We start from the raw sequence: 22,432 nt of genomic DNA on the forward strand, positions 1-22,432 counted from the left end.
CCTGGGTATTCAGGCTTGCCTGACGGCGCTCGACGGCTGTTGCAATGTGGATGGGAAGTGCTCCTGATCCAGTCCCATGTTGAGTCGCTGCAGCAGACGCCAAGCTGCCTGGATTTGCGGATCGGACTCTGCGTCCAGTTGTGCCTGCACGCTCTGTGCGGATTGGCTGAAGAGGTTTCGGCGGGATTGGGCCTTCGTGTACTGCTCCAGCAAGGCAAGAGTGGGAAGGCACATTGCTTCGCGGCGTGGAAGTGACGCCGCCATGGCAAGGCCTTTGGGATCAAAGTCGTAGAAGGCCAGCGTGGGTCGTGCGTCGGTGTGGATGAGATCGGCCGCAGCGGCTGTACTGAACATCCCCACCGTTCCACGGAACAAAGCCAATGCGCGCCGGCCTTTCACATACTGGTTCAGCCAAAGGTATTCCTGCAGCCTGATGAGCGTTTCCAGGTTCTCGATAACCAGCAAGACATCGAAGTCCCAGTCGCAGACTTCCTGCCAGTCCGTGGCGAGGAACCCGCTGCTGGGCAGGATGCTCTGCTCCATGTGCAGGGTGCGTACCGCAACATAGCGCTCTGTGACCGCTTTGGCTCTGTGCTTTTCGGATTGGCCAGTGGGCGCTTCGCCGCGGCTGTAGCTGGCTGGCACCTCCAGTGCGATCCCCCGGGATTTCAGCAGATTGACCGCCCGCGCGAAGTCGGACTCGGCATAGACGACAAGCCGTCCCTTCAGCATGCCCACATGGTGTTCTGTGGCCATTGCTTCGGATGACACTCCGCGCGAGCGTGTCAGAGCACGGTCGTGGATGAGACGGCGCAGAAATTCGATGTCGCGCTGGTTCATGGGAGCGTGGCCTTTGCCCAGATTCTTGCAGGTCCGCTTGCAATGGCGTCGCCAAAGGTGTGGCTCCAGCGCTCCCCTGGGCGTGGAGGATTGCGCACCACGGTCACTCTGATGCCCTGCATACGCAGGTACTGCATGGCGAAGCAGAGCCAGACGCAGGATTGCATGCTCATCGCATCGGCATCGCTGCAACGCCAGTCCACAAGGCTGACGCCCTCGGTGCAGGCCAATACGTGCAGCCGCAAGCGTTCTGACGCCAGGATGGCTGGAGTCAGCGCAGGCGGTGAGGAATCGATTTTCCGGCGCTTGTATCTGCGTTCCTCCTGTGGCGCTTGAGAGGTTTGCAGAGGGGGGAGGGCCGAGGCAGTGTCCACGATTAGTGCATGGATCTCCGCATCCGCATCTTCTGGCTCGATGTGGGGTCGGATGGCAGGCAGCCGGGTGGCTAGAAGGAAGTCCGGCAATGCTCCATCCAGATCGATATCCACGCCCGTCCAGCCCGGTTGCTGACGCAGCAGCATGTCCATGCGGGCGAGTTGGCGATGATGCTTTTCGATGCGGTGGGTCTGGAAGATCTCCCGCGTCAGAAGGTTCTGCATCTCCGTCATCGATTGCTGCCAGTCCAGGACCAGAGCGAGCAGATTGCGGCGGAGGAATTGGGCGAACTCGTACATGCCAAAGGCAGTGGCCGCCTGCTCCACGCGGGCAGCGGAGTGTGCCAGCAGGCCCAGATGGTGTATGAGTTGTGTGCTTTGTTGCTGGTACCAGCGGTTTTGGCTTTTTTTGGCTTCTAGCGAGCGCACGTTGCCATAGCGAGTGGACAGCAGTGTTTGCAGTTGCTGTAGGTTGCGCCGCATGTTGTCCACGATGTCATAGATCGTGTCCTGCAGTCGATCCTGCAGTTCCGTGGTGCTGTCGAGGTCGCCCAGGCCTCGCATTTCCTCGACCTGGCGCCACAGAGCGTTCATCGTCGTGATGTGGGAGCCGATCTCCGAGAGACTCTGATAGGCAGGGTAGTGCTGCAGATGGTCGAAGAGGTACTCGCGGAGCCGTGGGTGCAAGCGATAGCCTTCCTCGGCCGTGGGCCGGACGGCGCTGGCATGTCGCAGGTCCATGATCGATCGCAGCGGGACACCGTCGCGCACGTCCAGCGGTGCCTTCAGTGCGTCGGCCACCAGTCCTGCATGGCGGTTGAGCGTGGACAGGGCATCTTTGACGGGCGCGGTCACGGTGTGTCTCCACTGGGATTCAGCACGGAGCCAAATGGTCGATCGGACGGACTCGCCAAGCCCAAGGCCGTCTGGGCATCTGGTTGTTCTATCTGATCCTTGAGGCCGTCTTCGGCCAGTTGCGGTGCATGGATGGAGATGTAGTCGATGAGTTGGTAGAGGTAATCGATTCTTCCCGTGATGCGATAGCCGCCAGCCGTGGGATTGGTCTCGTGCACATAGCCTTCGCGCTCCAACTCCTCGAGCATGCGCTGTATGCGCGTGACTAGTTTGTCTGTGGCTTTCAGTCCGCTGACCTCTCGCATCTCCATGATCTGCGTTTCCAGCATGGACGATGCACGCGCTGCCTCCGCGATCTCTGTCACATAAAGCATATCGCCAGCATGCACACGTGGAGCACGGCCTTGCGTCTTGCGTATGGCTTCCATGATGCTCACCACGGGCTGCAACCGGCTGCGCACGGCGCGCATCTCTTCGCGCAGTTGGGCACGCAGCTCTGCCGTGAGGATGGCATGGGCCATAAAGTAGGCACCATCCTCACCGAGCTGGGCCAGCCTATAGCCTATGCCCTGCAGCCATTGCTCGGCCCCCAAGCGGCCTGCCGGGTCTTCCAGGGCCTCGAATTCTTCCGGGTAGCGCAGGCTGCAGATGAATTCACCCGCAGCCAGTGCTTTGAGTGCAGAACTCAGATACCGTGTGCTCATGTCGTCGCCCCTGGCAATTGGGCTGTGGCGACTGAGCCGTCGGCCTCAAAGCTTGAGATGCGGTCAAAGTGGCGAGCCAGCGTTGGGTCCGCGTTGGGTGCTGCGCATACGACGTGGATGCCACACTCGTCCAGTGTCTTGAGGAAGCTCGCAACGTTCTGGGCATCCAGGCGCGCAATCTCGTCGCTGGGCCATGTGATGGCCGGCACCGCCTCGCCGTCTCGGATCATCTGCACGAAGCCCATGAGAAAAAGGGAGGTGATCAGCGCAGTCAGGCCTGTGGATGAAATTGCAGCGAATTCGCTGGAGTTGCGTACCACGTGGCGTTTACTGTTCTCGCGAAGCGAGCATTCGAGTTCCACCTGCTCACGCAAATTGATCGAATAGCCGCCATCTGCCTGGAGAATGCCCCGGTAGTCGCGCATCAACCGTGTGTCATCCTCGCTCGGCAACTCTCGGTCGTCTGCAATCAGACTGACCACGGTGCCGGACAGAGCGCGGTGGCGGTCGCGTATGGACTCCAGTATCCGCAGATAGGCCAGCTTGCCGACACCGGAACTAATGTTGACATCCAGTTCGCCGATGCTGTGGAACGTCGGAATCTGGGTCAACGCCTTCTTGAGGTTGCGGTTGAAAGCGCCTACGTTACGGTCAAAGGCCTTCAAGGCATCGACGAAGCCGCCAGCCGCCATGAAGATGGAAATCTTCTCCTTGTTGAGCTGGGCCAGCAATTGGCCATGTTCGGCAGGCTCAAACCATTGGCAGACGATTTCCGCCTTGTTCCATTCATACTGGTGCGAAAGAACGATCTGAGGGTCCGGCAAGTCCTTTTCCTTCAGGCGCAGCCAGTCGGCCACCTGGTTGTCGTAACGCAGTAATTCGTTGCGCAGGCTGCGGCACTGTGTCTGCATTTCGGTGCTTTCAGTGCTCAGCCGCGAAAGCGTTTCGTTGACCTGTCTTCGCAAATCCTCGGGCTGGAACTCCTCCTGAGGCGCGGCAACATAGTCCATGAAGTTTGCAAGGCTGCCTTCCCGCAGCTCGGACAAAAGCCGCGCGCCGCTCTCAGCATCCTGGCGCTGATGGATCAATGCGTCGGACCGTCTTCGGATTTCTTCGTGTTGTGCGTGTAACTGATTTTCCAGCTGGGATCGGTGTATGCCAAGCTCCTGAATCTGCCCGCATTTCGCATCCCGCTCTCGTATCTTGCTTGGCAGAGTCGGAAGGCGTTGGCTGCTGAACTCGGCCCACGCATGCAGATCGCCTTGCGCTGCACTGATGCGCCTGAGCTTGTCCTCCAACTGATGGCATTGTTCCTTTAATTGCTGCATACGGCTGGCATCTATGCCCTGACCTTGCAGCTCACGGTCCAGCGCGTTCTGAATGCTTGCTTTCTCATTGGACATTTGCTGTCGCAGCTCATTTTCGGTCTGGCGTGCCATGTCCAGGACATGCCGCAATGTGTCTTCTATGGCCGTGCGCCGGTCGTCGAATTCTTTCTGCAGCTCATTCTTGCGCATTGCCATGGCTTGCGTCAGTTCGGAGATGCGTTCTTCGGTCGCCTCGATCTTGGCCTGCTGCTCGTGCAGTGCCTCACGCGTTGTCTGCGTGCTGGCCTGGCGTTCCTTCTTAATCTGGTTGCGCAGCGTTTCGCGACGCGCTCCTGCCTTCTCACGGGTCTTGCGCGCCAGCTCCAACTGTGCCAGTGTGGCCGATAGTTCGCCGTCTGCATCCTTGAGCGCCTTGGCCTTCTTGTTGGCTGCGTCCTGCACGTCGGTGAGTTTGTTGCGCATCTCCTGAAGCGATGCCTGCTGGGTGGCTATCTCCTGCTGGATTTCAGGCTCGTGGACCCAGCCTGGCACCGGCAGGGCGTGGATGTCCAGCGAAAGCGGACCTATGGTGACCCGTCCACCCGTAGCACTGGCATCGTCCAGTATGTCAGGCGCAAGATCGGTTCGGCGGGTCAATTCAGGCGCCAGCACGCGAGCAGCATCCGCCCACCCGGCTTCATCGTGTTTGCGCAGAAAGGCCAGCAAAGAGCCTTCTTCGGGAGTCAGTTGTGCCTGCAGCTCTTGCAGCCTGTCATGTGCGCGGTCAATGGTCGCCTTCAACTGCTCCAGAGCCTGACTGGTTTGCTGAGCGGTGTGCTGGGCGTCGGCCTGTGCCTTTTGAGCTGATCTGGCCGAGGCTTCCTTGTCGCGCACATTCTTGTCGCTGCGGTCCAGCTCGTCTTCAGCTTGTTCAGAAGCCTCCAGCGTCTCCTGTTTTGCCTGGGGGGACTTCAACTGGTTTTCCAACCCTCCTTTGGTACGCAGAAGCTCCTGGAGAGAAAGATTCAGTTCCTGGAGCTCGATAGGAGCCTGAAGCTGTGATCGCGCGTTGGTCTCCTCAAGACGTAGTCGTTCCAGCGCATCCTTGTTAGTCTCGCGGGCCTCGGCCTGGCTTTGAACAAGCTCCATCAGTGCTTGGTTGCCCGCCTTTTCTACAGTTCGGATCTGGTGCTCGGCACGTTCCTGGGCATTCCTGGCGGTATCTCCCATATCGTCCAATTGCCGATTGACAATGTCCAGTTGCTTGAGCAGCACGGGCTTGCGCAAGGCCAGCTCCTGTAGTGCTTCGATGCCGATCCGGTTGAAATGGGCTTTTTGTTTTTCGATCCGATCAATTTCGTCATCGAGATCGGTTTGCGTGGATCGCAACTTGGCTAGTTCTTCCTGCGTTCGGGCCAACTGAGCGTTCCACTCCTGTTCACTGGCCCGCGCGGACTCCTGCAGCGACTGCAGCACCTGGGTCAATTCCTGCTGGTGCCGTTGGCAACGTTCTATGGTCGCCTTGACTGCCACATGAAGGCTGCACAGTTCCATGTGACGGCTGCGCAGGCTTGTGACTCTCTGCATGAGCTTCTCTGCCTCCATCTTGCGCGCAAGGATGGCGGCCATGTGCTCGCGCGTCTCCAGCCAGCGTTTGACTTCTTCGCGTATCGGCTTTTGGGCCAGTATGCCGCTGCCTCCCGCTTGGCCCGAATCCTCCGAAACCCGATCAACCACGATGCGTTTGAGGTCGTCGAAATTGATTTTTTCAGTGCTGATGGCTGCGGCTATGGGTCCGAGGTTGTACAGAGTGCGTGGGCCCAACGAATGTTCCAGAGCCATCTCGCGCAATTTGGCTCCATTCTTGGTCATCGGCTTTTCTCGCAAGATGATGCTGCGGTACTGGTTCAGGCGCAGCGCCTGACTCACCCATATGCCTGCTGCTTCTGCGCGCGCTTTGAAGCTGGGTGCATCCATGAACTCCTCGTTTTCATCAACGAAGAATCGCTCCTCGTAGCCGCTGCGCATGATATAGAACACGGCCTCGTCTTCATTGGGGCGGCGGTACATCACCGCGCAGCGTAGATCCTCCTCGCTGGTGCGTTCATACTCATAGACGATGGCACTGGAAGATGTCGGCAGCGTATACGCGATCATCGATCCCCGGTGGGTGCCTTTGAGGATCTCCTTGGGCAGTGCACCATAGAACAGGGGAATGGTGCGAAGAAAAGTAGTCTTTCCCACACCATTGATGCCAACGGCCATCGTTTTGCCTAGCACATCAAGTTCGGCAATCAGACTGGATGGCTGTCCTGTCTTGGCTGCGACGATATTCACGGCGATGACACGCCGAAGCCGATAAGGCATAGCCACTCCCTCCTTCTTTTTCTCAGCGGTTGTTGAAAGCCGAGATTAACCGCGCATGCGCTTATTTAGGACTTTCAAGCCCCTGCACATAGGTGAGAGATTGGCTTGGCCCATGCGATTGAGCTCAACCACATCGGGCAACCCTTCGTGGTCATGCTGGACGGGCCAGTGCAGCTTCATCGAGCTGCCCTCCCACGGCCTGCACATCTGGTGGGGCGCCTACCTGGGCATGGACCGCCAGATGCTGGACAGCGGCCCGCTGGCCGAGGCCGCCCCGCGCATCGTGCAGGCCCGCGCCGCAGCGCGCCAGCGGCATGGGTGGATCATGGACATCTACCTGCTGCGGCGCGGCAGTTGACTGCAGAGCGGCACAACGCAGGCATGGTCATGCGAATGGTGGGTTTGATATCTAAGTCATCGAATTGATATCATTGCTAGCGAACTCTGCGAAAGGCTGCGCAATGGCCAATGTGACTGTGAGAAACCTGCCCGATGCCGTGCACCGGGCCTTGCGGGTACGTGCTGCCCACCATGGCCGCAGCACGGAGGCGGAAATCCGCGACATTCTGGAAGCCGCCGTCCGGCCGGCAGAGCGTGTCAGGCTCGGCTCCATGCTGGCGGCCATTGCCCGCGAGGCAGGAGGACTGACCGACTCCGAAGCCGAGGAATTCAACCGCCTTCGCGACAGGACGCCGGCCGAGCCCATGCAATTCGAATGATCGTCATCGATACCAATGTGATCTCGGAACTCTGGAGGCTTGCGCCCGACGCCAGAGTGCTTGCCTGGATGGACGCCCAGGCCATTGAAACGCTTCATCTGTCTGCCGTCACCGTGGCAGAACTGCGCTACGGCATTGCAGCGATGCCTGAGGGAAGGCGTCGCACGATCTACCAGGAGCGACTGGAGCATGAGGTTTTGCCGGCCTTCGCCGGCCGTGTCCTGGCCTTTGACCTGGGCGCGGCAAAGGCCTATGCCGACCTGATGGCGAGCGCGAAGACGCAGGGCAAGGCCATCGCCAAGGCCGATGGCTATATCGCGGCCACCGCCATGGCGCATGGGCTGATGGTGGCAACGCGCGACACCAGTCCGTTCGAGGCCGGTGGGCTGCAGACCATCAATCCCTGGACGGCGGCGCCCTAGACAGACCGGGGCGCCGGCCTGCCTTCCGGGCTGCAGCCTCAGGCCGCCAGCGTGGCGTTGTCGATCACGAAGCGGTACTTCACATCGCCCCGCAGCATGCGTTCGTAGGCGGCGTTGATCTCGTCGGCGCGGATCATCTCGATATCGGCCACGATGCCGTGCTGGGCGCAGAAATCCAGCATCTCCTGCGTTTCGGGAATGCCGCCGATCATGGAGCCGGCCAGGCTGCGGCGCTTCATGATCAGGTTGAATACCTGGGGCGAGGGATGGGGCGTGGCCGGCGCGCCCACCAGGGCCATGGTGCCGTCGCGCTTGAGCAGGGTGAAGAAGGCATCCAGGTCATGCGGCGCGGCCACGGTGTTGAGGATGAAGTCCAGGCTCTTGGCGTGCGCCGCCATCTCGGCCGCGTTGCGCGAGACCACCACTTCGTCGGCACCCAGGGTGCGCGCCGCCTCACGCTTGGACTCGGAGGTGGTGAAGGCCACCACATGCGCGCCCATGGCGTGGGCCAGCTTGATGCCCATGTGGCCCAGGCCGCCAATGCCCACCACGCCCACCTTGTGGCCCGGCCCCACGCCCCAGTGGCGCAGCGGCGACCAGGTGGTGATGCCCGCGCACAGCAGCGGCGCCGCGGCGGCCAGCTGTTCCTCGGGGTGGCGGATGTGCAGCACATAGCGCTCATGCACGACGATGCTCTGCGCGTAGCCGCCCAGCGTGTGGCCGGGCGCATCGGGCGTGGGGCCGTTGTAGGTGCCGACCATGTGGTCGCAATAGTTCTCCAGGCCCTCGTCGCAGTCCGCGCAATGGCGGCAGCTGTCCACGATGCAGCCCACGCCGACCAGATCGCCGGCCTTCACGCCCGACACATGGGCGCCCACGGCCGAGACGCGGCCCACGATCTCGTGGCCCGGCACGCAGGGGTAGAGCGTGCCTGCCCATTCCGAGCGTACCTGGTGGATGTCGGAGTGGCAGACGCCGCAGAAGGCGATCTCGATCTGCACATCGTGGGCGCCCGGTGCGCGGCGCGTGATGTCCAGGGATTGCAGGGGCAGGTCGCCCGCATGGGCTCCATAGGCTTTGACGGTCATGGGATGTTCCTCGTGGGAGGCCTGGTGGGTGTGGAAAGGGATGCGGGCATTCTTGCCGCCGCCTGCCCTGCTGACTAGCTAATCAATGCTTAATGGGCTTATCAGCACAGCTAATCAATGGATGGCGCTAGGCTTGCGGGCATGGCAAGACGCAACCTCAATGACCTGCTGGCCTTCGTCACCGTGGCGCGCGAGGGCAGCTTCACGCGCGCGGCGGCTGCGCTGGGCGTCACCCAGTCGGCGCTGAGCCAGACCGTGCGCGCGCTGGAGGAGCGGCTGCAGATCCGCCTGCTCACGCGCACCACGCGCAGCGTCTCGCCCACGGCGGCGGGCGAGCGGCTGATGCAGGCCATAGGCCACCGCTTCGACGAGATTGAGGCCGAACTCGACGCTCTGACCGCGCTGCGCGACAAGCCCGGCGGCACGGTGCGCATCACCTGCGGCGACTACATGCTGCAAAGCACCCTGCTGCCCCGGCTGGCGCCGCTGCTGCTCGCCTATCCGGACATCTGCATGGAATTCGACGTGTACTACGGATTCCGCGACATCGTGGCCGAGCGCTTCGACGCCGGCGTGCGCCTGGGCAGCACCATCGACAAGGACATGATCGCCGTGCCCATCGGCCCGCCGCTGCGCATGGCCGTGGTGTCCTCGCCCGGGTATTTCGCGGAGCACGGCATTCCGAAGAATCCGCAGGACCTGATGGCGCACCGCTGCATCAACCAGCGCATGGTGACCTCGGGCGGCCTGTATGTGTGGGAGTTCGAGCGCCGGGGCCGCAAGATGAATGTGCGCGTGGACGGGCCGCTGATCTTCAACACCACCCAGCCCCAGATCGATGCGTCCCTGGCCGGGCTGGGCATCACGCTGCTGCCCGAGGACGAGGTCATGCCCTGGATCCAGAGCGGCCAGCTGCAGCGCGTGTTGGAGGACTGGTGCCCAAGATTCGACGGCCACCACCTGTACTACCCCAGCCGCAGGCAGCCCTCGCCCGCGTTCTCGCTGGTGGTCGATGCGCTGCGCTGGCGCGGCTGAGGCGCCTGGCCATCAACGCAGCGGCGAAGTAGGCATTGCCGCCGGCGACATACGCGGCAGGTCAGCTTGGGCACAATGAACGGCTTTCGCCCAGCCTCTTTCGCGGTCCTTGGACGCGACTCCTTCACGCGATTTCCTTACGCGATCTCTTCACGCGATGCAGCAAGAACCCGACTTCCTCCACAACCTGAACCAGGAATTCCGGGACGGCAGGCGCTGGCTGGACCGCACCATCGTGCTGGCCTATGCGGCCGCCGCCGGGCTGTGCGTGGTGGCCTTCACGCTGATGGCCGATGCGGGCTTTGAACTCTTCGAGAGCATCTACCACTGGCAGGGCGGCTGGGCCGTGCTGCTGTGGATGCCTGCCGTCACGGCGGGCGCCGTGTGGCTCACGCGGCGCTGGGCGCCGGGCGCGGCGGGGTCGGGCATTCCGCAGGTGATCGCCACGCTGGACCCGGCGCTGGACCCCGCGCAGCGCGGGCGCTTCGTGTCGCTGTGGTTGTCCTTCGCCAAGATGGCGCTGGCCAGCGCGGGCTTTGCGGCGGGGCTGTCGATCGGGCGCGAGGGGCCTTCGGTGCAGGTGGCCGCCGGTGTCATGCACCATGCGCGGCGCTGGTTCGGGCCGCATTCGGGCATCAGCCACCATGCGCTGCTGGTGGCCGGCGGCGCGGCCGGCATTGCGGCGGCCTTCAACGCGCCGCTGGCGGGCGTGGTCTTCGCCATCGAGGAGCTGTCGCGCAAGCTGGAGTCGCGCTCCAGCGGCCTGATCATCGCGGCCATCGTGCTGGCCGGCCTGATGGGCGTGTCGGCCTTCGGCAACCTCAGCTATTTCGGGCGCATCCAGGTGCCCCACCTGACCTGGGACGCGCTGCTGCCCGGCCTGTGCGTGACCCTGGCCTGCGGCGTGCTGGGCGGCCTCTTCGCCAAGCTGCTGGCCGCTTCGCTGACCCGCACGCCCGAGCGGCTCAACCAGCTGCGTGCGCGCTTTCCCATCCGCTTCGCGGCGGCGATCGCGCTGGTGATTGCCGTCATCGGCATGGTCACGGGCGGCGCCACCTTCGGCGCGGGCTCGGAGGCCGTCAAGCACATGCTGGCGGGCCAGGCCGACGTGCCCTCGTTCTACGTCACGCTCAAGTTCATCGCCACCTGGCTGTCGGCCTGGGTGGGCGTGCCGGGCGGCATCTTCGCGCCCTCGCTGTCCATCGGCGCGGGCGTGGGCCACAACGTGGCCAGCCTCATGGGCGCAGACATCGCGCCCGCACTCATCGCCATGGGCATGGCCGCCTTCCTGGCCGCCGTGACGCAGGCGCCGCTGACGGCCTTCATCATCGTGATGGAGATGGTGGACGGCCACTCCATGGTGCTCAGCCTGATGGCGGCGGCCATGCTGGCCAGCCTGGTCTCGCGCATGCTGGCCCGGCCGCTGTACGAGACGCTGGCCCAGCACATGCTGAGTCTGGTGCCTGCTTCTGGGCCAGTACCTGCACCGGCTCCAGCGCCAACGCCGGAGCCCGAGCCCGCCAGCACGGCGCAGCCGGCTGCACCGCCCAGGGACCAGGACAAGCCCGCAGGCGCCTGAGCCAGGCGCGCTTGGCTGACAGGCAATGGCGAAGGGCGATGGCCTGGGCGCGCTGCACGCCACGCCATGCTCGCTTCCTGAGTCCTGACGCACAACCCGAGGAAAGGAACGCGCCATGTGGGAGGAAGTGACCAGCACCCTGGCCGAGGAATTCTCCAGCCTGCCCGATGCGGCCGAGGTCACGCGCGTCATGGTGCGCCTGCTGCTGGCGGCCCTGCTGGGCGGCATCGTCGGCTACGAGCGAGAACACAAGGGCAAGGCCGCCGGCCTGCGCACCCACATGCTGGTGGCCATGGGCGCGGCGCTGTTCGTGCTGGTGCCCGAGCGCGGCGGCATGGGCATTGCCGACATGAGCCGCGTGATCCAGGGCGTGGTGGCCGGCGTGGGCTTCCTGGGCGCGGGCGCCATCATCAAGCGCCACTCCGAGGAACAGGTGCAGGGCCTGACCACGGCCGCCGGCATCTGGATGACGGCCGCCATCGGCGTGGCCTGCGGCCTGGGGCGCGAGGCCATCGCGCTGCTGGCCACGCTGCTGGCCATCGTCATCCTCGTGATGCTGCCGCACGTGGTCAGTGCGCCGCCCCCGCAGGCTGACGCGGAGCCGGATACCAAGCCGCGCGAGACTTGAGGGTGGGCGGCGGCCTTAAGCCTGGCATTCCGGCTTTGTTCGCTTTTTCCTGATGTCCGTGCTACGTGAACATGGCAAACATCACGAACGCAGCCAGTGAGGCTTGCGAGGCACTCGCCAACTCCCGATAGGCAGTCACGTGCGTGCATGGCCTCGTCTGGCCATGCACGCATGCCATTAGAAATCCACACTCGCACTCAGCGAGAACGTGCGCGGACCGCCCACCGTCAGGTAGCCCGAACCCGGGTAGCCGCCCACGGAGGCCCAGTAGTTGCGGTCCGTCGCGTTGTCCACGCGCAGGCGCAGCGTGAGCAGCTTGCCCTGCACTTCGGTCATGTAGCGCACGCCCAGGTCCAGGCGGTTCCATCCGGCCACGCGCAGGGTGTTGACGTCGTTGGCGTAGCTGGCGCCGGTGTGCACCAGGCGGCCGTCCAGCGCCAGGCCGTTGATGCCCGGCACATCCCACTCCACGCCCGCCGTGGCCTGGAAGCGCGGCACGCCGATGACGCGCTTGCCGTCGGTGGTGGCGCGGCCCGTGCTTTGCTGCCTGGCGTCCAGCCAGGTGGCGCCGCCCAGCAGGCGCAGGCCGCGCATGGGTTCGCCGAAGACGTTGAATTCCACGCCCTGGTGGCGGTCCTTGCCGGCCGAGGTGAACAGGTTGCCGTCGATCAGCGAGCGCGGCTTGTCGGTGGAGAAGAAGGCCAGGCCGCCGCCCAGCTTGCCGCCGTCGTACTTGACGCCCACTTCCTTTTGCTTGGTCACGTAGGGCGACATCTGCTGGCCCGCGTTGGCGATGATGGTGTCGCCCGACTTGGCCGGCGCCGTGTCGCCCTGGGCCAGTCCCTCGATGTAGTTGCCGTACAGCGATACCTGGGGCGTGAGCTTGAACACCGCGCCCAGCACCGGGCTGGTGCGGCTCTGGTCGTAGGCCGTGCGCACGCCGCCCTGGCTGGTGACCGCGCCGTTGCTGACGAGGCGGTAGCTCACCGAGTCGGTCTCTATCGTCTGGCGGCGCACGCCGGCCGTCACCAGCATGCGGCCGTCCATCAGCGACAGCGTGTCGCCCAGCGCAAAGCTGTTCAGGCGCGTGCCCCGGTTGTAGGCGGGGTTGGACAGGTCGTTGCCCAGGTAGTTGAGCGGCGTGATCGCGTAGTAGCGCGGGTCGTAGAGATTGGTGGCCAGCGTGTTGCTGCCCCCGCCGGTGCTCATGCCATAGGCGTTGTAGACCTTGAGGTCGAAGGCCGAATAGCTGGCCACGATCTCATGGCCCACGCTGCCCGTGTTCAGGCGTGCGCGCACGCCCAGCTCGCCCGTGCTCACGCGGTCCTTGCGGGCGTTGTCGAAGCGGCTGGTGGTGGCTGCGCCATTGCCGGCCGCCGCCAGCGTGATGTTGGCCAGCGAGTTGTTCTCGGAGCTGCGGCGCAGGCCGTAGGCGGCCCAGGCCGTCACGTTGCTGTTGATGTCCCATTCGCCGCGCAGCGTGCCGAACAGGTCGCGCTCGTCGGAATAGGTCCAGGGCTGGGCCCAGTTGGAGGAAGCATCGGGCGCCGAAGGAATGGCCGCCAGCCCTGCGCCCGGCGTGACGTTGGTGCGCGTGCGCTTGAGGCGGTTGTCCTGCCAGCCGATGTCGCCCGACAGGCGCACATTGCGGCTGCGCCAGTCCATGCCCACGGACAACAGATCGAGCTTGGAGCTTTCCTGGTCGATGGCCGTATCGCCGCCCCGGTGCGCGGCATTGAGGCGGATGCCCGTGGCCTGGTCGGGGCCGAAGCGCCGGCTCACGTCGGCCGCCACGAAGGCCTGGCCGCCGCTGGCAATGCCCGCCGTCACGCGCGACAGCGGATCAGTGCCCGCGCGCTTGGGCAGCAGGTTGATGTTGCCGCCCAGCCCGCCACCATTGGGGCTGGCGCCCATCAGAAAGGCCGATGCGCCGCGCAGCAGCTCCACGCGCTCGAACAGCTCGGTGGCGATGTACTGGCGCGGCAGCAGGGCATACAGGCCGTTGTAGGCCACGTCGTCCGAGCCCAGCACGAAGCCGCGCACGAAGTAGGACTCCTGGAAATTGCCGAAGCCGCGCGCCACGCGCACGGAAGGATCGTTCTGCAGCACATCGCCCACGCTCTTGGCCTGGCGGTCCTGGATCAGCTCGTTGGTGTAGCTGGTGATGGAGAACGGCGTCTCCATGTTGTCGCGCGTGCCCAGAATCCCGGCCCGCCCGCCGCGCGCCACCTGGCCGCCCGCGTAGGGCCTGGACAGGCCTTCAGCCGACGCATCGGCGCTGGCCTCCACGGTGACGGTGCCCAGCTCGGGCGCGGCCGTTGCCGTGGAAGGGGCAGGTTGGGCCCATGCGGCGCCAGCAGACAAAAGAAGGGCCAGGGCCCCGGCGATCGGGGTCAGCGTGTGGAGGGGGGAGTGCATGGAGAAAACGGGATGAGAATGCGGGATGAGAATGATTCCCAATAATTTTATCGATGCGACTCCCCCGTATGGAGCTTGTAGGGAGATGTGTCTGTTTGTGCCCACATCCCTGCCAGCGCATCGCTGCCGAAGCTGCGCTTGTGCCGGCTGTGGAAACTTGCCTATCATCCGGTCGGCCCCCTGTTCCGGGGCTGGTGCGTAAGAACACCAATACACAGCGGTTGAGCCTCCCCGAAAGCGAGTTCTGTCCCTTACCGGAGCACGGAACGATGATCACCGTTTCTCACCCCTTGGTCTGCGCCCAGTTCACTGGTATCGCAGGCTTTTTCATGACCGCAGTCACTTCGGCCGGTCTTTTCCATACCTTGTCACCCCTTCAACTGGAGCACTCTTTGCGCCACTTCGCACGGAGGGCGCAGCCATGAAGCAGACCAAGGAACAGGCCAAGACCTCGGCCGCCAGGATTGAGCGGCTGACGCGCGATATCTCCGAGATCCACAAGCTGGTGGATGAGGGCTGCGCCGAGATCACGGCCACGGCGCAGATGGCCTTGAAGTGGCTGGAGACGCCGGAGGGCTGCCAGCGGCTGGACGTGGTGGCCGAGGCCTTGAAGATGATTCGCCATAGCGCCCTGTTCACGGGCGACTGCTCCAGAAGCAAGGCGATCTCGGCAGGCAGCACATACCGCAATCTGGCCCAACGGCGGCTGCGCGAGGCCGCGAAGGCAGCCGATGAGGCGCGCGTGGCGCAGGCCTTGCGGAATTCGGCGGCTTAGCGCCGCAGCGTGCAGCGTGCACCGGGCCAGGTGCGCGCCGAGGGGACCGGCGCCTGCTCAGGCGCTGGCCAGCAGCTCCCACGAGCAGACCTGCGCCTCATCCTCCCCCTGCACGAACGCAACCCGCATGCCCAGCGCCTTGCCCATGCCTTGCACGGCCAGGCGCAGGGCGGTGGGCACGGCGCGGTCGCCCGTGATGACGACCATGCCCCGGCACAGCTGGCGCATGCGTTCGCGGTTGCGCTTGAAGAACAGGGCGCGCTGCTTGCGTTCTTCGTGGCTTTCCTCGGGGTGGTCGCCGGGCAGGTGGTCGGTGAGCAGCACGAAGTGCCGGCCCAGGTCGAGCAGGGATTCGATCTGGGCCTCGGCCGATGCGTCATTGCCGTTGCCTGCGTCTGCAGGTGCCTGCGCTTCGGGTTCGCGCAGGTAGACCAGGGGAAAGCGGGAGGTATCGATCAGCATGTCATGGTTCCTGGGAAAAAGCAGGGCATCAGTACAGGTCGTGCCTGACCGCATGGGCGTAGTGGGCGTTGGCCTGTTCCTGTTGCGCGGCATCCATGGCGGGCGCCGTGGCATCGGCCAACTGCGTGAGGGCGGCCATCATCTGGCCCACGGTGGGCAGGGCGGTGCGGTCCAGCTGGCTGGACGGGTTCCAGAGGCCGGAGCGGTGGATGGCCTTGCCGCAGTGCAGCAGCACCTCGTCGACCAGGACCACGGTGGCGGTCTTGGGCGTGCCCCTGCCTTCGCTCAGCTCCTGCAGCAGATGGGGGTCGGTGGAGATGCGGCCGCGCCCGTTGATGCGCAGGAAGATGTCCAGCCCCGGGAACAGGAAGAGCATGGCCAGGCGGTCATCGGCCTGCAGGTTGCGCAGGGATTCGATGCGGTTGTTGCCGGGCCAGTCGGCAAAGGCCACGGTGCGCTCGTCCAGCACCTGCACAAAGCCGGGCGGCCCGCCGCGCGGCGAGGCATCCAGGCCGCGTTCGCCGGCCGTGGCCAGGCAAAAGAAGCTGGCCTGGCGCAGATAGGCCTCGTGGAAGTCGGACAGGCGGTCGCGCACGGCCTTCTGGATTCTTTCTGCCGGGGCGGCGTAGAGCGAATCCAGGTCGATGGCCGGGCCTGGCGGCTCTGCAAGGGCGGTGTTGTCGGTGTGCATGGCACAAGCGTAAGAACAAAGGCGTTGGCGGCTGTAGACTGGATCAGCCAACAAATAGCTCAAAGACGCCATGCCCGATGCCATTCTTGAACTCGTCAGCCATGTGAACCGTGCCGATGGCCCCGTGCTGATCGCGGCCGTGGGCAACCAGGACGAGGAGCTGGCCTCCGAGCCGCACCGGCACGCGCGCGGCCAGCTGTTCGGCTCGCTGCGCGGGCTGCTGTCGGTGGGCGTGGAGGACGCGGTCTGGGTGGTGCCCGCCATCCATGCCGTTTGGCTGCCGCCGCACCAGCTGCATTCGGGCCGCTCCCATGGTCCCTTCCACGGCTGGAGCGTCTATGTGGCGGAGCCGGCCTGCGCCGACCTGCCGCAGCGGCCCTGCGCCATCCGCACCTCGGGCCTGCTGCGCGAGGCCGTGCTGCGCGCCGCCGGCTGGGGATGGCAGCAAGGCGTGCCCACAATGCAGCCCGTGCAACCCGGCCCTTCGGCGGACCAGGCCCGCACCCATGTGATGGCGGTGATCCTGGACGAGATCCGCACCCTGCCCGTGGAGCCCCTGGGCCTGCCCCTGCCCGCCGACCCGCGCCTGCAGCGCATCGCCCGCGCGCTGATCGCCGACCCGGCCGATGACCGCGACCTGGAGGCCTGGGCACGCTGGGCCGCCGTCAGCTCGCGCACGCTGAGCCGGCGCTTTGTCTCGGAGACCGGCTTCAGCTTCACCGCCTGGCGCCAGCGCGCGCGGCTGATGCGCTCGCTGGAGATGCTGGCCGCCGGCGCGCCGGTGACGAACATCGCGCTGGACCTGGGCTACGCCACGGCCAGCGCCTTCATCGGGCTGTTCCGGCGCACGTTCGGGGAGACGCCTGCAGCGTACCGGGGGAGGCTGGGGGCTGCGCGGGACTGAGGGGCTGCGGTGCCCTTGTGGCTAACGGCTTCGCCTACAACCGCTGCAACTGCGCATTCAGATAGGCATCGCGCGAGGGCAGCAGGTGCTCGGCGCACAGGCGCACCAGGGCGTCGCGGTCCTGGGCGCGCAGGGCTTCGATCATTTGCCAGTGTTCCTGGCGTGCGCGCTCGCGGTAGTCGGCCGAGACCAGGGAGGCGAAGCGGATGGGGTGCGTCTGGCGCGCGTATTCGGTGATGGCCTTGTGCAGCGTGTCGTTGCCCGCCAGCGCAAACAGTTCCTGGTGAAAGGCCAGGTTGATGCGGAACACCAGGCGCGCGTTGCCTTCGGCCACGGCGGCGTCGTGCTGCTGCTGGATGGAGGTCAGGCGTTCGAGCCTCTCGGCCGGCACGGGCAGGGGGATCTTGCGGGCAGCCTCGACTTCGAGCATGCCGCGCAGCTCGTACAGTTCCTGCACTTCCTGGGTGGAGAACGAGCGCACCAGGGCGCCCACGTTCTTGCGGCGCTCGATGAGGCCCATGCGGTCCAGCGCGGCCAGGGCCTCGCGGGCGATGTGGCGCTTTACGTCGAAGCGGGCCATGAGGTCGTCTTCGACCAGGCGCTCGCGCGGGTGCAGCCGGCCGAAGACCACGTCCTCTTCCAGTGCGGCCACCATGGCGCCCAGGGCGTCGGCTGCGGGGGCGGGTTCGGCATCCAGGGAAATCGGCAGTGAGGCGGCAGCGACCATCAAGACAGGCGGTTGGGACAAAAACGCCATTTTGTCCGAACTGATGGCCCTCACTGGGCATGCCGGGCGTGCCGCGCTGCCTGGCATGGACTATTCGCGCGGGCCGGGAATGGTGCCGCGTTCGGTGGCGCAGCGCAGGAAGTCGAAGTCCACGCCCTGGTCGGCCTGGTTCACGGTGGTGAGAAAGAGCTTGCGGTAGCCGCGCTCGGCCGTGGGCTCGGTCACCGGGTGGAGCCGGGCGCGGCGGGCCAGTTCCTCGTCGCTGACCTGCAGCGTGAGCTCGCGCCGCGCCACCGACAGCGTGATGCGGTCGCCGTTGTGCACATGGGCCAGCGGGCCGCCCACGGCCGACTCGGGCGTGACGTGCAGCACGATGGTGCCGAAGGCCGTGCCGCTCATGCGCCCGTCGGAGATGCGCACGATGTCCTTGACGCCGGCCCGCGCCAGCTTGCGCGGGATGGGGATGTAGCCCGCCTCGGGCATGCCGGGCGCGCCCTTGGGGCCTATGTTCTTGAGCACGAGGATGTCGTCGGCCGTCACGTCCAGATCGTCGCTGTCGATGCGGTGGGCCAGGTCGGCCGCGTTCTCGAAGACCACGGCGCGGCCTTCGTGCTCCATGAGCCGGGGATGGGCGGCCGACTGCTTGATGATGGCGCCGCCCGGCGCCAGGTTGCCCTGCAGCACGGCGATGCCGCCCTGCGGGTAGATGGGGTTGGAGCGCGGGCGCACCACGTCCTGCGCAAAGCCGGGGCCGGCGCGATCGATCTCTTCGCCCAGCGTGCGGCCGGTGACGGTGAGGGCGTCCAGGTTCAGCAGGGGCTTGAGCTCGCGCAGCAGCGTGGCCATGCCGCCCGCGTGGTGGAAGTCCTCCATGTAGTGATCGCCCGAGGGCTTGAGGTCCAGCAGCACGGGCGTGTCGCGGCCCATGCGGTCCAGGGCCTTGAGGTCGATGTCATAGCCCATGCGCCCCGCGATGGCGGCCAGGTGCACGATGCCGTTGGTGGAGCCGCCAATGGCCAGCAGCACGCGCATGGCGTTCTCGAAGGCGGCGGGCGTGAGGATTTTGTCGATGGTCAGGCGCTCGCGCGCCATGCGCACGGCCTCGGTGCCTGTCTGTTCGGCGATGCGGATGCGGTCGGCCGTGACGGCGGGGGGCGAGGCGCCGCCCGGCACCGTCATGCCCAGCGCCTCGGCAATGCAGGCCATGGTGCTGGCCGTGCCCATGACCGAGCAGGTGCCCACGCTGGCCACCAACTGGTTGTTCACGTCGGCGATCTCTTCGGCGTCGATCTCTTCGGCGCGGAACTTGCCCCAGTAGCGGCGGCAGTCCGTGCAGGCGCCCACGCGCTCGCTGCGGTGCGAGCCGGTGAGCATCGACCCGGTGATCAGCTGGATGGCCGGGATGCCGGCCGAGGCCGCGCCCATCAACTGGGCCGGCACCGTCTTGTCGCAGCCGCCGATGAGCACGACGGCATCCATGGGCTGGGCGCGGATCATCTCCTCGGTGTCCATGGACATGAGGTTGCGCAGGTACATGCTGGTCGGCGCCGAGAAGCTTTCGTGCACCGAGATGGTGGGGAAGTCCATGGGCAGGCCGCCCGCCAGCATGACGCCGCGCTTGACGGCCTCGATCAGCTGGGGCGCGTTGCCGTGGCAGGGGTTGTAGCTGCTGCCCGTGTTGGCAATGCCGATGACGGGGCGCTGCAGCGCCGAGTCCGTATAGCCCGCGCCCTTGATGAAGGCCTTGCGCAGGAACAGCGAAAAGCCCCGGTCGCCGTAGTTGGTCAGGCCCTTCGATATGCCGCTTTCGGCGTCGGCGGGGGTGATGTCGTGGGCCGGGGAGGGCGTCTTGGGGTCGGTCATGGCGGCGGTCCGTGGGTCTGGAGTGGGGAGCGAAGGCAGGCACTGCCTTGCGTTGACGGCAGGATAGCGGCGCTGCCCTCAAATTATCATCGGCGTTATCACCTATATTATTAATAATCTAATTGACCAACCATGCGGCCGTGTCCGGTCTGCGTGCCGGACATGTTTTTCCGACACAAGACAAGGAGACATCCATGACCGCCGCACACCGCTCTCATCCGCCCAACCGGCGCGCCCTGCTGGGCGCCGCACTGCTGACCCTGGGCGCAGGCCTGGCGTTGCCCACCGCAGCCAGTGCCGCAGCCGACGCTGGTTATCCGGCCCGGCCCATCAAGCTCGTCATTCCCTACACGCCCGGCGGCGCCACCGACGTGATCGGGCGCGTGGTGGGGCAAAGGCTCTCGCTGGCGCTGGGCCAGCCCGTGGTGGTGGAGAACCGCGCGGGCGCGGCCGGCAACCTGGGCGCCGCCGCCGTGGCCAGGGAAAAGGCCGACGGCTACACCCTGCTGCTGGGCGCGCTGACCAGCCATTCCATCAACAGCGTGCTCATGGCGTCCACGGCAGGCTTCACCATGGACAAGAGCTTTGCGCCCATTGGCGTGGTGGGCCGCGTGCCGCTGGTGGTGACCGTGGGCCCGGCGGTGAAGGCGGCCAGCCTGGGCGAGTTCATCGCCCTGGCCAAAAGCCGGCCGGGCGGGCTGAACTACGGCTCCTCGGGCAATGGCTCGCCGCAGCATCTGGCGGCCGAGCTGTTCAAGCGGCAGGCGGGCGTGTCGCTGACCCACGTGCCCTACAAGGGCAGCACGCCGGCGCTCAATGATCTGATGGGCAGCCAGGTGGATGTGGTGTTCGACACCCTGCCCGCCACGCAGGGCTTCATCAAGGGCGGGCGCCTGCGCGCCCTGGCCGTGACCACGGCGCAGCGCGTGTCCTCCATTGCCGACATTCCCACCACGGCCGAGGCCGGGCTGTCAGGCTTCGAGGTGACGTCGATGTTCGGCCTGCTGGCGCCTGCGGGCACGCCCGCGCCCGTCGTCGCCCGGCTCAGTGGCGCGCTCAGGGAGGCGATGGGGCAGCAGGAAGTGAAGGACGCCCTGGTCGCCCAGGGCGCCATGCCCACCTTCACCACGCCCGACGAGGCGCGAGCCCAGATCGCCGAGGAGGTGGCGCGCTGGTCCGCCGTGATCCGGCAGGCGGGCATACAGCCGGATTGAGGCAGCGCCTCAGCGCCGCCGGGCCCGCGTCTCCGGCAGAAAGGCCGTCGCCAGCCCCAGCAGCGGCAGGTAGGCCACCAGGCTGTACACCCAGACGATGCCGTGGGTGTCGGCCAGGTTGCCCATGCCGGCAGCCCCCAGGCCGCCGATGCCGAACATGAGGCCGAACATCAGCCCCGAGACCAGGCCCACGCGGCCGGGCACGGCCTCCTGGGCGTAGACCACCAGCGCCGCAAAGGCCGAGGACATGACCAGTCCGATGACGATGGACAGCACGGCCGTCCAGAACAGGTCGGCATGCGGCAGCAGCAGTGCAAACGGCGCCACGCCCAGGAAGGACACCCAGATCACGGCCTTGCGCCCTATGCGGTCGCCCACCGGGCCGCCCGCGAAGGTGCCCGCCGCCACGGCCGCCAGGAAGGCGAACAGGTACAGCTGCGACTGCTGCACGGGCAGGGCAAAGCGCTCGATCAGATAGAAGGTGAAGTAGTTGGCAAAGGCCGCGATGTAGACGAACTTGGCGAACATCAGCACGCAGATCACGGTCACCGCGCGTATGACCTGCGAGCGGTTCAGCGCCGTCAGCGCGTGCTGGCCGGCCGCCACCACCTTGGCCGGCGCGTGGTGCAGGCGCCAGTGCGTGATGCGCAGCAGCACCCAGATGGCCAGCAGCGCCACCAGCATGAACCAGGCGATCGCATGCTGGCCGAACGGAATGACGATGGCCGCCACCATCAGCGGGCCGATGGCCGAGCCCGTGTTGCCGCCCACCTGGAAGGTCGATTGCGCCGTGCCGAAGCGCCCGCCCGAGGCCAGCCGCGCCACGCGCGAGGCCTCGGGGTGGAAGGTGGACGAGCCCACGCCGATCAGCGACGCGGCGGCCAGCAGCATCGGGTAGCTGGTGGACAGGGCCAGCAGGCCCACGCCCACCAGCGTCACCACCATGCCCAGCGGCAGCAGGTAGGGCTTGGGATGCTTGTCGGTGTACAGGCCGATCCAGGGCTGCAGCAGCGAGGCCGTGACCTGGTAGACCAGGGATATCCAGCCGATCTGCGCGAAGCTCAGCGAGAACTCCGTCTTGAGCATGGGATAGACGGCCGGCAGCACGGCCTGGATCAGGTCGTTGAGCAGGTGGGCGAAGGCGGCGGCGCCGACGATGCGCAGCAAAAAGCCCTGCGCGGCATGGCCGGGTGCTGGATGGGCGGGCGCCGGATGGGCATGCGTTGCAGGCGCGCCCAGCTCGCCCGGGGCGCCAAGAGTGGTGGTGTTGCTTGTCATGGAGGAAAGAGCCCCGCAGGGCGGCACGATCAGGGTCCGGCGTTGACGAAGGTCAATGGGCCGTGGGACCGAAGATAGGCGTTTGGTGCCCGTCTGTCTCTCTCTATACTGACTTCAATTGTCGAGATCGGGACAGAGAGCCGCATAGAGCCGCATAGAGCCGCATAGAACCGCACAGGATG

General features: G+C 65.7%; 19 protein-coding genes and 1 pseudogene. 9 read left to right on the top strand and 11 right to left on the bottom strand.

The features are described from left to right. Positions 1-9: 9 nt before the first annotated feature. The 4 genes from ACFPFG_RS22595 to ACFPFG_RS22610 are packed head-to-tail and all read right to left on the bottom strand — an operon-like array spanning position 10 to position 6,417. On the bottom strand, positions 10-840 hold the full coding sequence (locus tag ACFPFG_RS22595) for a DUF7281 domain-containing protein (RefSeq protein WP_183021083.1): 831 nt from the start codon (positions 838-840) through the stop codon (positions 10-12). Then, positions 837-2,069: a hypothetical protein gene (locus ACFPFG_RS22600; RefSeq protein WP_183021082.1), complete on the bottom strand. Its 1,233-nt coding sequence runs from the start codon at positions 2,067-2,069 to the stop codon at positions 837-839. Before ACFPFG_RS22600 ends, ACFPFG_RS22595 begins: the two co-directional genes overlap by 4 nt. Continuing rightward, positions 2,066-2,773 (bottom strand): condensin complex protein MksE, encoded by a 708-nt coding sequence (locus tag ACFPFG_RS22605; protein WP_183021081.1) that lies wholly within the window; start codon positions 2,771-2,773, stop codon positions 2,066-2,068. The genes ACFPFG_RS22600 and ACFPFG_RS22605 overlap by 4 nt, the downstream gene beginning before the upstream one ends. Beyond that, entirely contained in the window at positions 2,770-6,417 is a 3,648-nt protein-coding gene (locus ACFPFG_RS22610) for an ATP-binding protein (RefSeq protein ID WP_380108328.1), read from the bottom strand. The genes ACFPFG_RS22605 and ACFPFG_RS22610 overlap by 4 nt, the downstream gene beginning before the upstream one ends. Positions 6,418-6,555: 138 nt before the next feature. Here ACFPFG_RS22610 and ACFPFG_RS22615 point away from each other — a divergent pair. The 3 genes and pseudogenes from ACFPFG_RS22615 to ACFPFG_RS22625 all read left to right on the top strand — a co-directional run. Further along, positions 6,556-6,805, top strand: a pseudogene (locus ACFPFG_RS22615) (precorrin-6A synthase (deacetylating)); the annotation flags it as partial. A gap of 103 nt (positions 6,806-6,908) precedes the next feature. Beyond that, on the top strand, positions 6,909-7,166 hold the full coding sequence (locus ACFPFG_RS22620) for a FitA-like ribbon-helix-helix domain-containing protein (RefSeq protein WP_183021079.1): 258 nt from the start codon (positions 6,909-6,911) through the stop codon (positions 7,164-7,166). Further along, the gene (locus ACFPFG_RS22625) at positions 7,163-7,588 is read left to right on the top strand and encodes a type II toxin-antitoxin system VapC family toxin (protein WP_183021078.1); all 426 of its coding nucleotides are present in this window, start codon (positions 7,163-7,165) and stop codon (positions 7,586-7,588) included. Before ACFPFG_RS22620 ends, ACFPFG_RS22625 begins: the two co-directional genes overlap by 4 nt. A gap of 38 nt (positions 7,589-7,626) precedes the next feature. On the opposite strand, the gene ACFPFG_RS22630 is transcribed toward ACFPFG_RS22625, so the two are convergent. After that, entirely contained in the window at positions 7,627-8,676 is a 1,050-nt protein-coding gene (locus ACFPFG_RS22630; protein ID WP_380108330.1) for an NAD(P)-dependent alcohol dehydrogenase, read from the bottom strand. A gap of 141 nt (positions 8,677-8,817) precedes the next feature. Between ACFPFG_RS22630 and ACFPFG_RS22635 the strand changes: the two genes are divergently transcribed. The 3 genes from ACFPFG_RS22635 (at position 8,818) to ACFPFG_RS22645 (ending at position 11,918) form a co-directional block, all read left to right on the top strand. After that, positions 8,818-9,711 carry a LysR family transcriptional regulator gene (locus ACFPFG_RS22635; RefSeq protein ID WP_013800520.1) on the top strand — a complete coding sequence of 298 codons (894 nt, stop codon included), beginning with the start codon at positions 8,818-8,820 and terminating at the stop codon, positions 9,709-9,711. Positions 9,712-9,868: 157 nt separating this feature from the next. Further along, positions 9,869-11,290, top strand: coding sequence for a chloride channel protein (locus ACFPFG_RS22640; protein WP_380108333.1), 1,422 nt, complete (start codon positions 9,869-9,871; stop codon positions 11,288-11,290). A 115-nt stretch (positions 11,291-11,405) separates the two neighbouring features. Beyond that, positions 11,406-11,918 carry an MgtC/SapB family protein gene (locus ACFPFG_RS22645; RefSeq protein WP_012207634.1) on the top strand — a complete coding sequence of 171 codons (513 nt, stop codon included), beginning with the start codon at positions 11,406-11,408 and terminating at the stop codon, positions 11,916-11,918. 177 nt (positions 11,919-12,095) lie between these two features. On the opposite strand, the gene ACFPFG_RS22650 is transcribed toward ACFPFG_RS22645, so the two are convergent. Beyond that, complete coding sequence (locus ACFPFG_RS22650; protein WP_380108335.1) at positions 12,096-14,336, bottom strand: TonB-dependent receptor; 2,241 nt, start codon at positions 14,334-14,336, stop codon at positions 12,096-12,098. Between the two features lie 421 nt (positions 14,337-14,757). On the opposite strand from ACFPFG_RS22650, the gene ACFPFG_RS22655 reads away from it, so the two are divergent. Then, on the top strand, positions 14,758-15,111 hold the full coding sequence (locus tag ACFPFG_RS22655; RefSeq protein WP_380108337.1) for a hypothetical protein: 354 nt from the start codon (positions 14,758-14,760) through the stop codon (positions 15,109-15,111). A 57-nt stretch (positions 15,112-15,168) separates the two neighbouring features. Here the strand turns inward: ACFPFG_RS22655 and ACFPFG_RS22660 are convergent, their stop codons facing one another. Then, positions 15,169-15,573 (bottom strand): hypothetical protein, encoded by a 405-nt coding sequence (locus tag ACFPFG_RS22660; RefSeq protein WP_380108339.1) that lies wholly within the window; start codon positions 15,571-15,573, stop codon positions 15,169-15,171. A gap of 28 nt (positions 15,574-15,601) precedes the next feature. Beyond that, a complete protein-coding gene (locus ACFPFG_RS22665) occupies positions 15,602-16,264 on the bottom strand; it encodes a pyridoxamine 5'-phosphate oxidase family protein (protein ID WP_034397215.1) in 663 nt (220 codons plus the stop codon). A gap of 70 nt (positions 16,265-16,334) precedes the next feature. On the opposite strand from ACFPFG_RS22665, the gene ACFPFG_RS22670 reads away from it, so the two are divergent. Then, complete coding sequence (locus ACFPFG_RS22670; RefSeq protein ID WP_183021070.1) at positions 16,335-17,168, top strand: AraC family transcriptional regulator; 834 nt, start codon at positions 16,335-16,337, stop codon at positions 17,166-17,168. A 34-nt stretch (positions 17,169-17,202) separates the two neighbouring features. On the opposite strand, the gene ACFPFG_RS22675 is transcribed toward ACFPFG_RS22670, so the two are convergent. Next, positions 17,203-17,895: a GntR family transcriptional regulator gene (locus ACFPFG_RS22675; protein WP_043821684.1), complete on the bottom strand. Its 693-nt coding sequence runs from the start codon at positions 17,893-17,895 to the stop codon at positions 17,203-17,205. A gap of 90 nt (positions 17,896-17,985) precedes the next feature. After that, positions 17,986-19,758: an IlvD/Edd family dehydratase gene (locus ACFPFG_RS22680; protein WP_012207628.1), complete on the bottom strand. Its 1,773-nt coding sequence runs from the start codon at positions 19,756-19,758 to the stop codon at positions 17,986-17,988. A 194-nt stretch (positions 19,759-19,952) separates the two neighbouring features. Here ACFPFG_RS22680 and ACFPFG_RS22685 point away from each other — a divergent pair, with 194 nt between their 5' ends. Beyond that, entirely contained in the window at positions 19,953-20,972 is a 1,020-nt protein-coding gene (locus ACFPFG_RS22685) for a Bug family tripartite tricarboxylate transporter substrate binding protein (protein WP_380108342.1), read from the top strand. Between the two features lie 9 nt (positions 20,973-20,981). Here the strand turns inward: ACFPFG_RS22685 and ACFPFG_RS22690 are convergent, their stop codons facing one another. Then, positions 20,982-22,250 carry an MFS transporter gene (locus ACFPFG_RS22690; protein ID WP_034397211.1) on the bottom strand — a complete coding sequence of 423 codons (1,269 nt, stop codon included), beginning with the start codon at positions 22,248-22,250 and terminating at the stop codon, positions 20,982-20,984. Positions 22,251-22,432 lie beyond the last annotated feature (182 nt).

Origin of the sequence: Delftia deserti (assembly GCF_042653485.1) — a bacterium.
Lineage (GTDB): Bacteria > Pseudomonadota > Gammaproteobacteria > Burkholderiales > Burkholderiaceae_C > Comamonas > Comamonas acidovorans.

What these genes read in the sequence shown, in the direction of transcription:
- ACFPFG_RS22670 (WP_183021070.1), top strand. Translation starts at nt 16,335, where the DNA reads ATGCCCGATGCCATTCTTGAACTCGTCAGCCATGTGAACCGTGCCGAT.
- ACFPFG_RS22650 (WP_380108335.1), bottom strand. Translation starts at nt 14,336, where the DNA reads ATGCACTCCCCCCTCCACACGCTGACCCCGATCGCCGGGGCCCTGGCC.
- ACFPFG_RS22640 (WP_380108333.1), top strand. Translation starts at nt 9,869, where the DNA reads ATGCAGCAAGAACCCGACTTCCTCCACAACCTGAACCAGGAATTCCGG.
- ACFPFG_RS22665 (WP_034397215.1), bottom strand. Translation starts at nt 16,264, where the DNA reads ATGCACACCGACAACACCGCCCTTGCAGAGCCGCCAGGCCCGGCCATC.
- ACFPFG_RS22690 (WP_034397211.1), bottom strand. Translation starts at nt 22,250, where the DNA reads ATGACAAGCAACACCACCACTCTTGGCGCCCCGGGCGAGCTGGGCGCG.
- ACFPFG_RS22645 (WP_012207634.1), top strand. Translation starts at nt 11,406, where the DNA reads ATGTGGGAGGAAGTGACCAGCACCCTGGCCGAGGAATTCTCCAGCCTG.
- ACFPFG_RS22655 (WP_380108337.1), top strand. Translation starts at nt 14,758, where the DNA reads ATGAAGCAGACCAAGGAACAGGCCAAGACCTCGGCCGCCAGGATTGAG.
- ACFPFG_RS22635 (WP_013800520.1), top strand. Translation starts at nt 8,818, where the DNA reads ATGGCAAGACGCAACCTCAATGACCTGCTGGCCTTCGTCACCGTGGCG.
- ACFPFG_RS22685 (WP_380108342.1), top strand. Translation starts at nt 19,953, where the DNA reads ATGACCGCCGCACACCGCTCTCATCCGCCCAACCGGCGCGCCCTGCTG.
- ACFPFG_RS22605 (WP_183021081.1), bottom strand. Translation starts at nt 2,773, where the DNA reads ATGAGCACACGGTATCTGAGTTCTGCACTCAAAGCACTGGCTGCGGGT.
- ACFPFG_RS22680 (WP_012207628.1), bottom strand. Translation starts at nt 19,758, where the DNA reads ATGACCGACCCCAAGACGCCCTCCCCGGCCCACGACATCACCCCCGCC.
- ACFPFG_RS22660 (WP_380108339.1), bottom strand. Translation starts at nt 15,573, where the DNA reads ATGCTGATCGATACCTCCCGCTTTCCCCTGGTCTACCTGCGCGAACCC.
- ACFPFG_RS22675 (WP_043821684.1), bottom strand. Translation starts at nt 17,895, where the DNA reads ATGGTCGCTGCCGCCTCACTGCCGATTTCCCTGGATGCCGAACCCGCC.
- ACFPFG_RS22625 (WP_183021078.1), top strand. Translation starts at nt 7,163, where the DNA reads ATGATCGTCATCGATACCAATGTGATCTCGGAACTCTGGAGGCTTGCG.
- ACFPFG_RS22620 (WP_183021079.1), top strand. Translation starts at nt 6,909, where the DNA reads ATGGCCAATGTGACTGTGAGAAACCTGCCCGATGCCGTGCACCGGGCC.
- ACFPFG_RS22595 (WP_183021083.1), bottom strand. Translation starts at nt 840, where the DNA reads ATGAACCAGCGCGACATCGAATTTCTGCGCCGTCTCATCCACGACCGT.
- ACFPFG_RS22630 (WP_380108330.1), bottom strand. Translation starts at nt 8,676, where the DNA reads ATGACCGTCAAAGCCTATGGAGCCCATGCGGGCGACCTGCCCCTGCAA.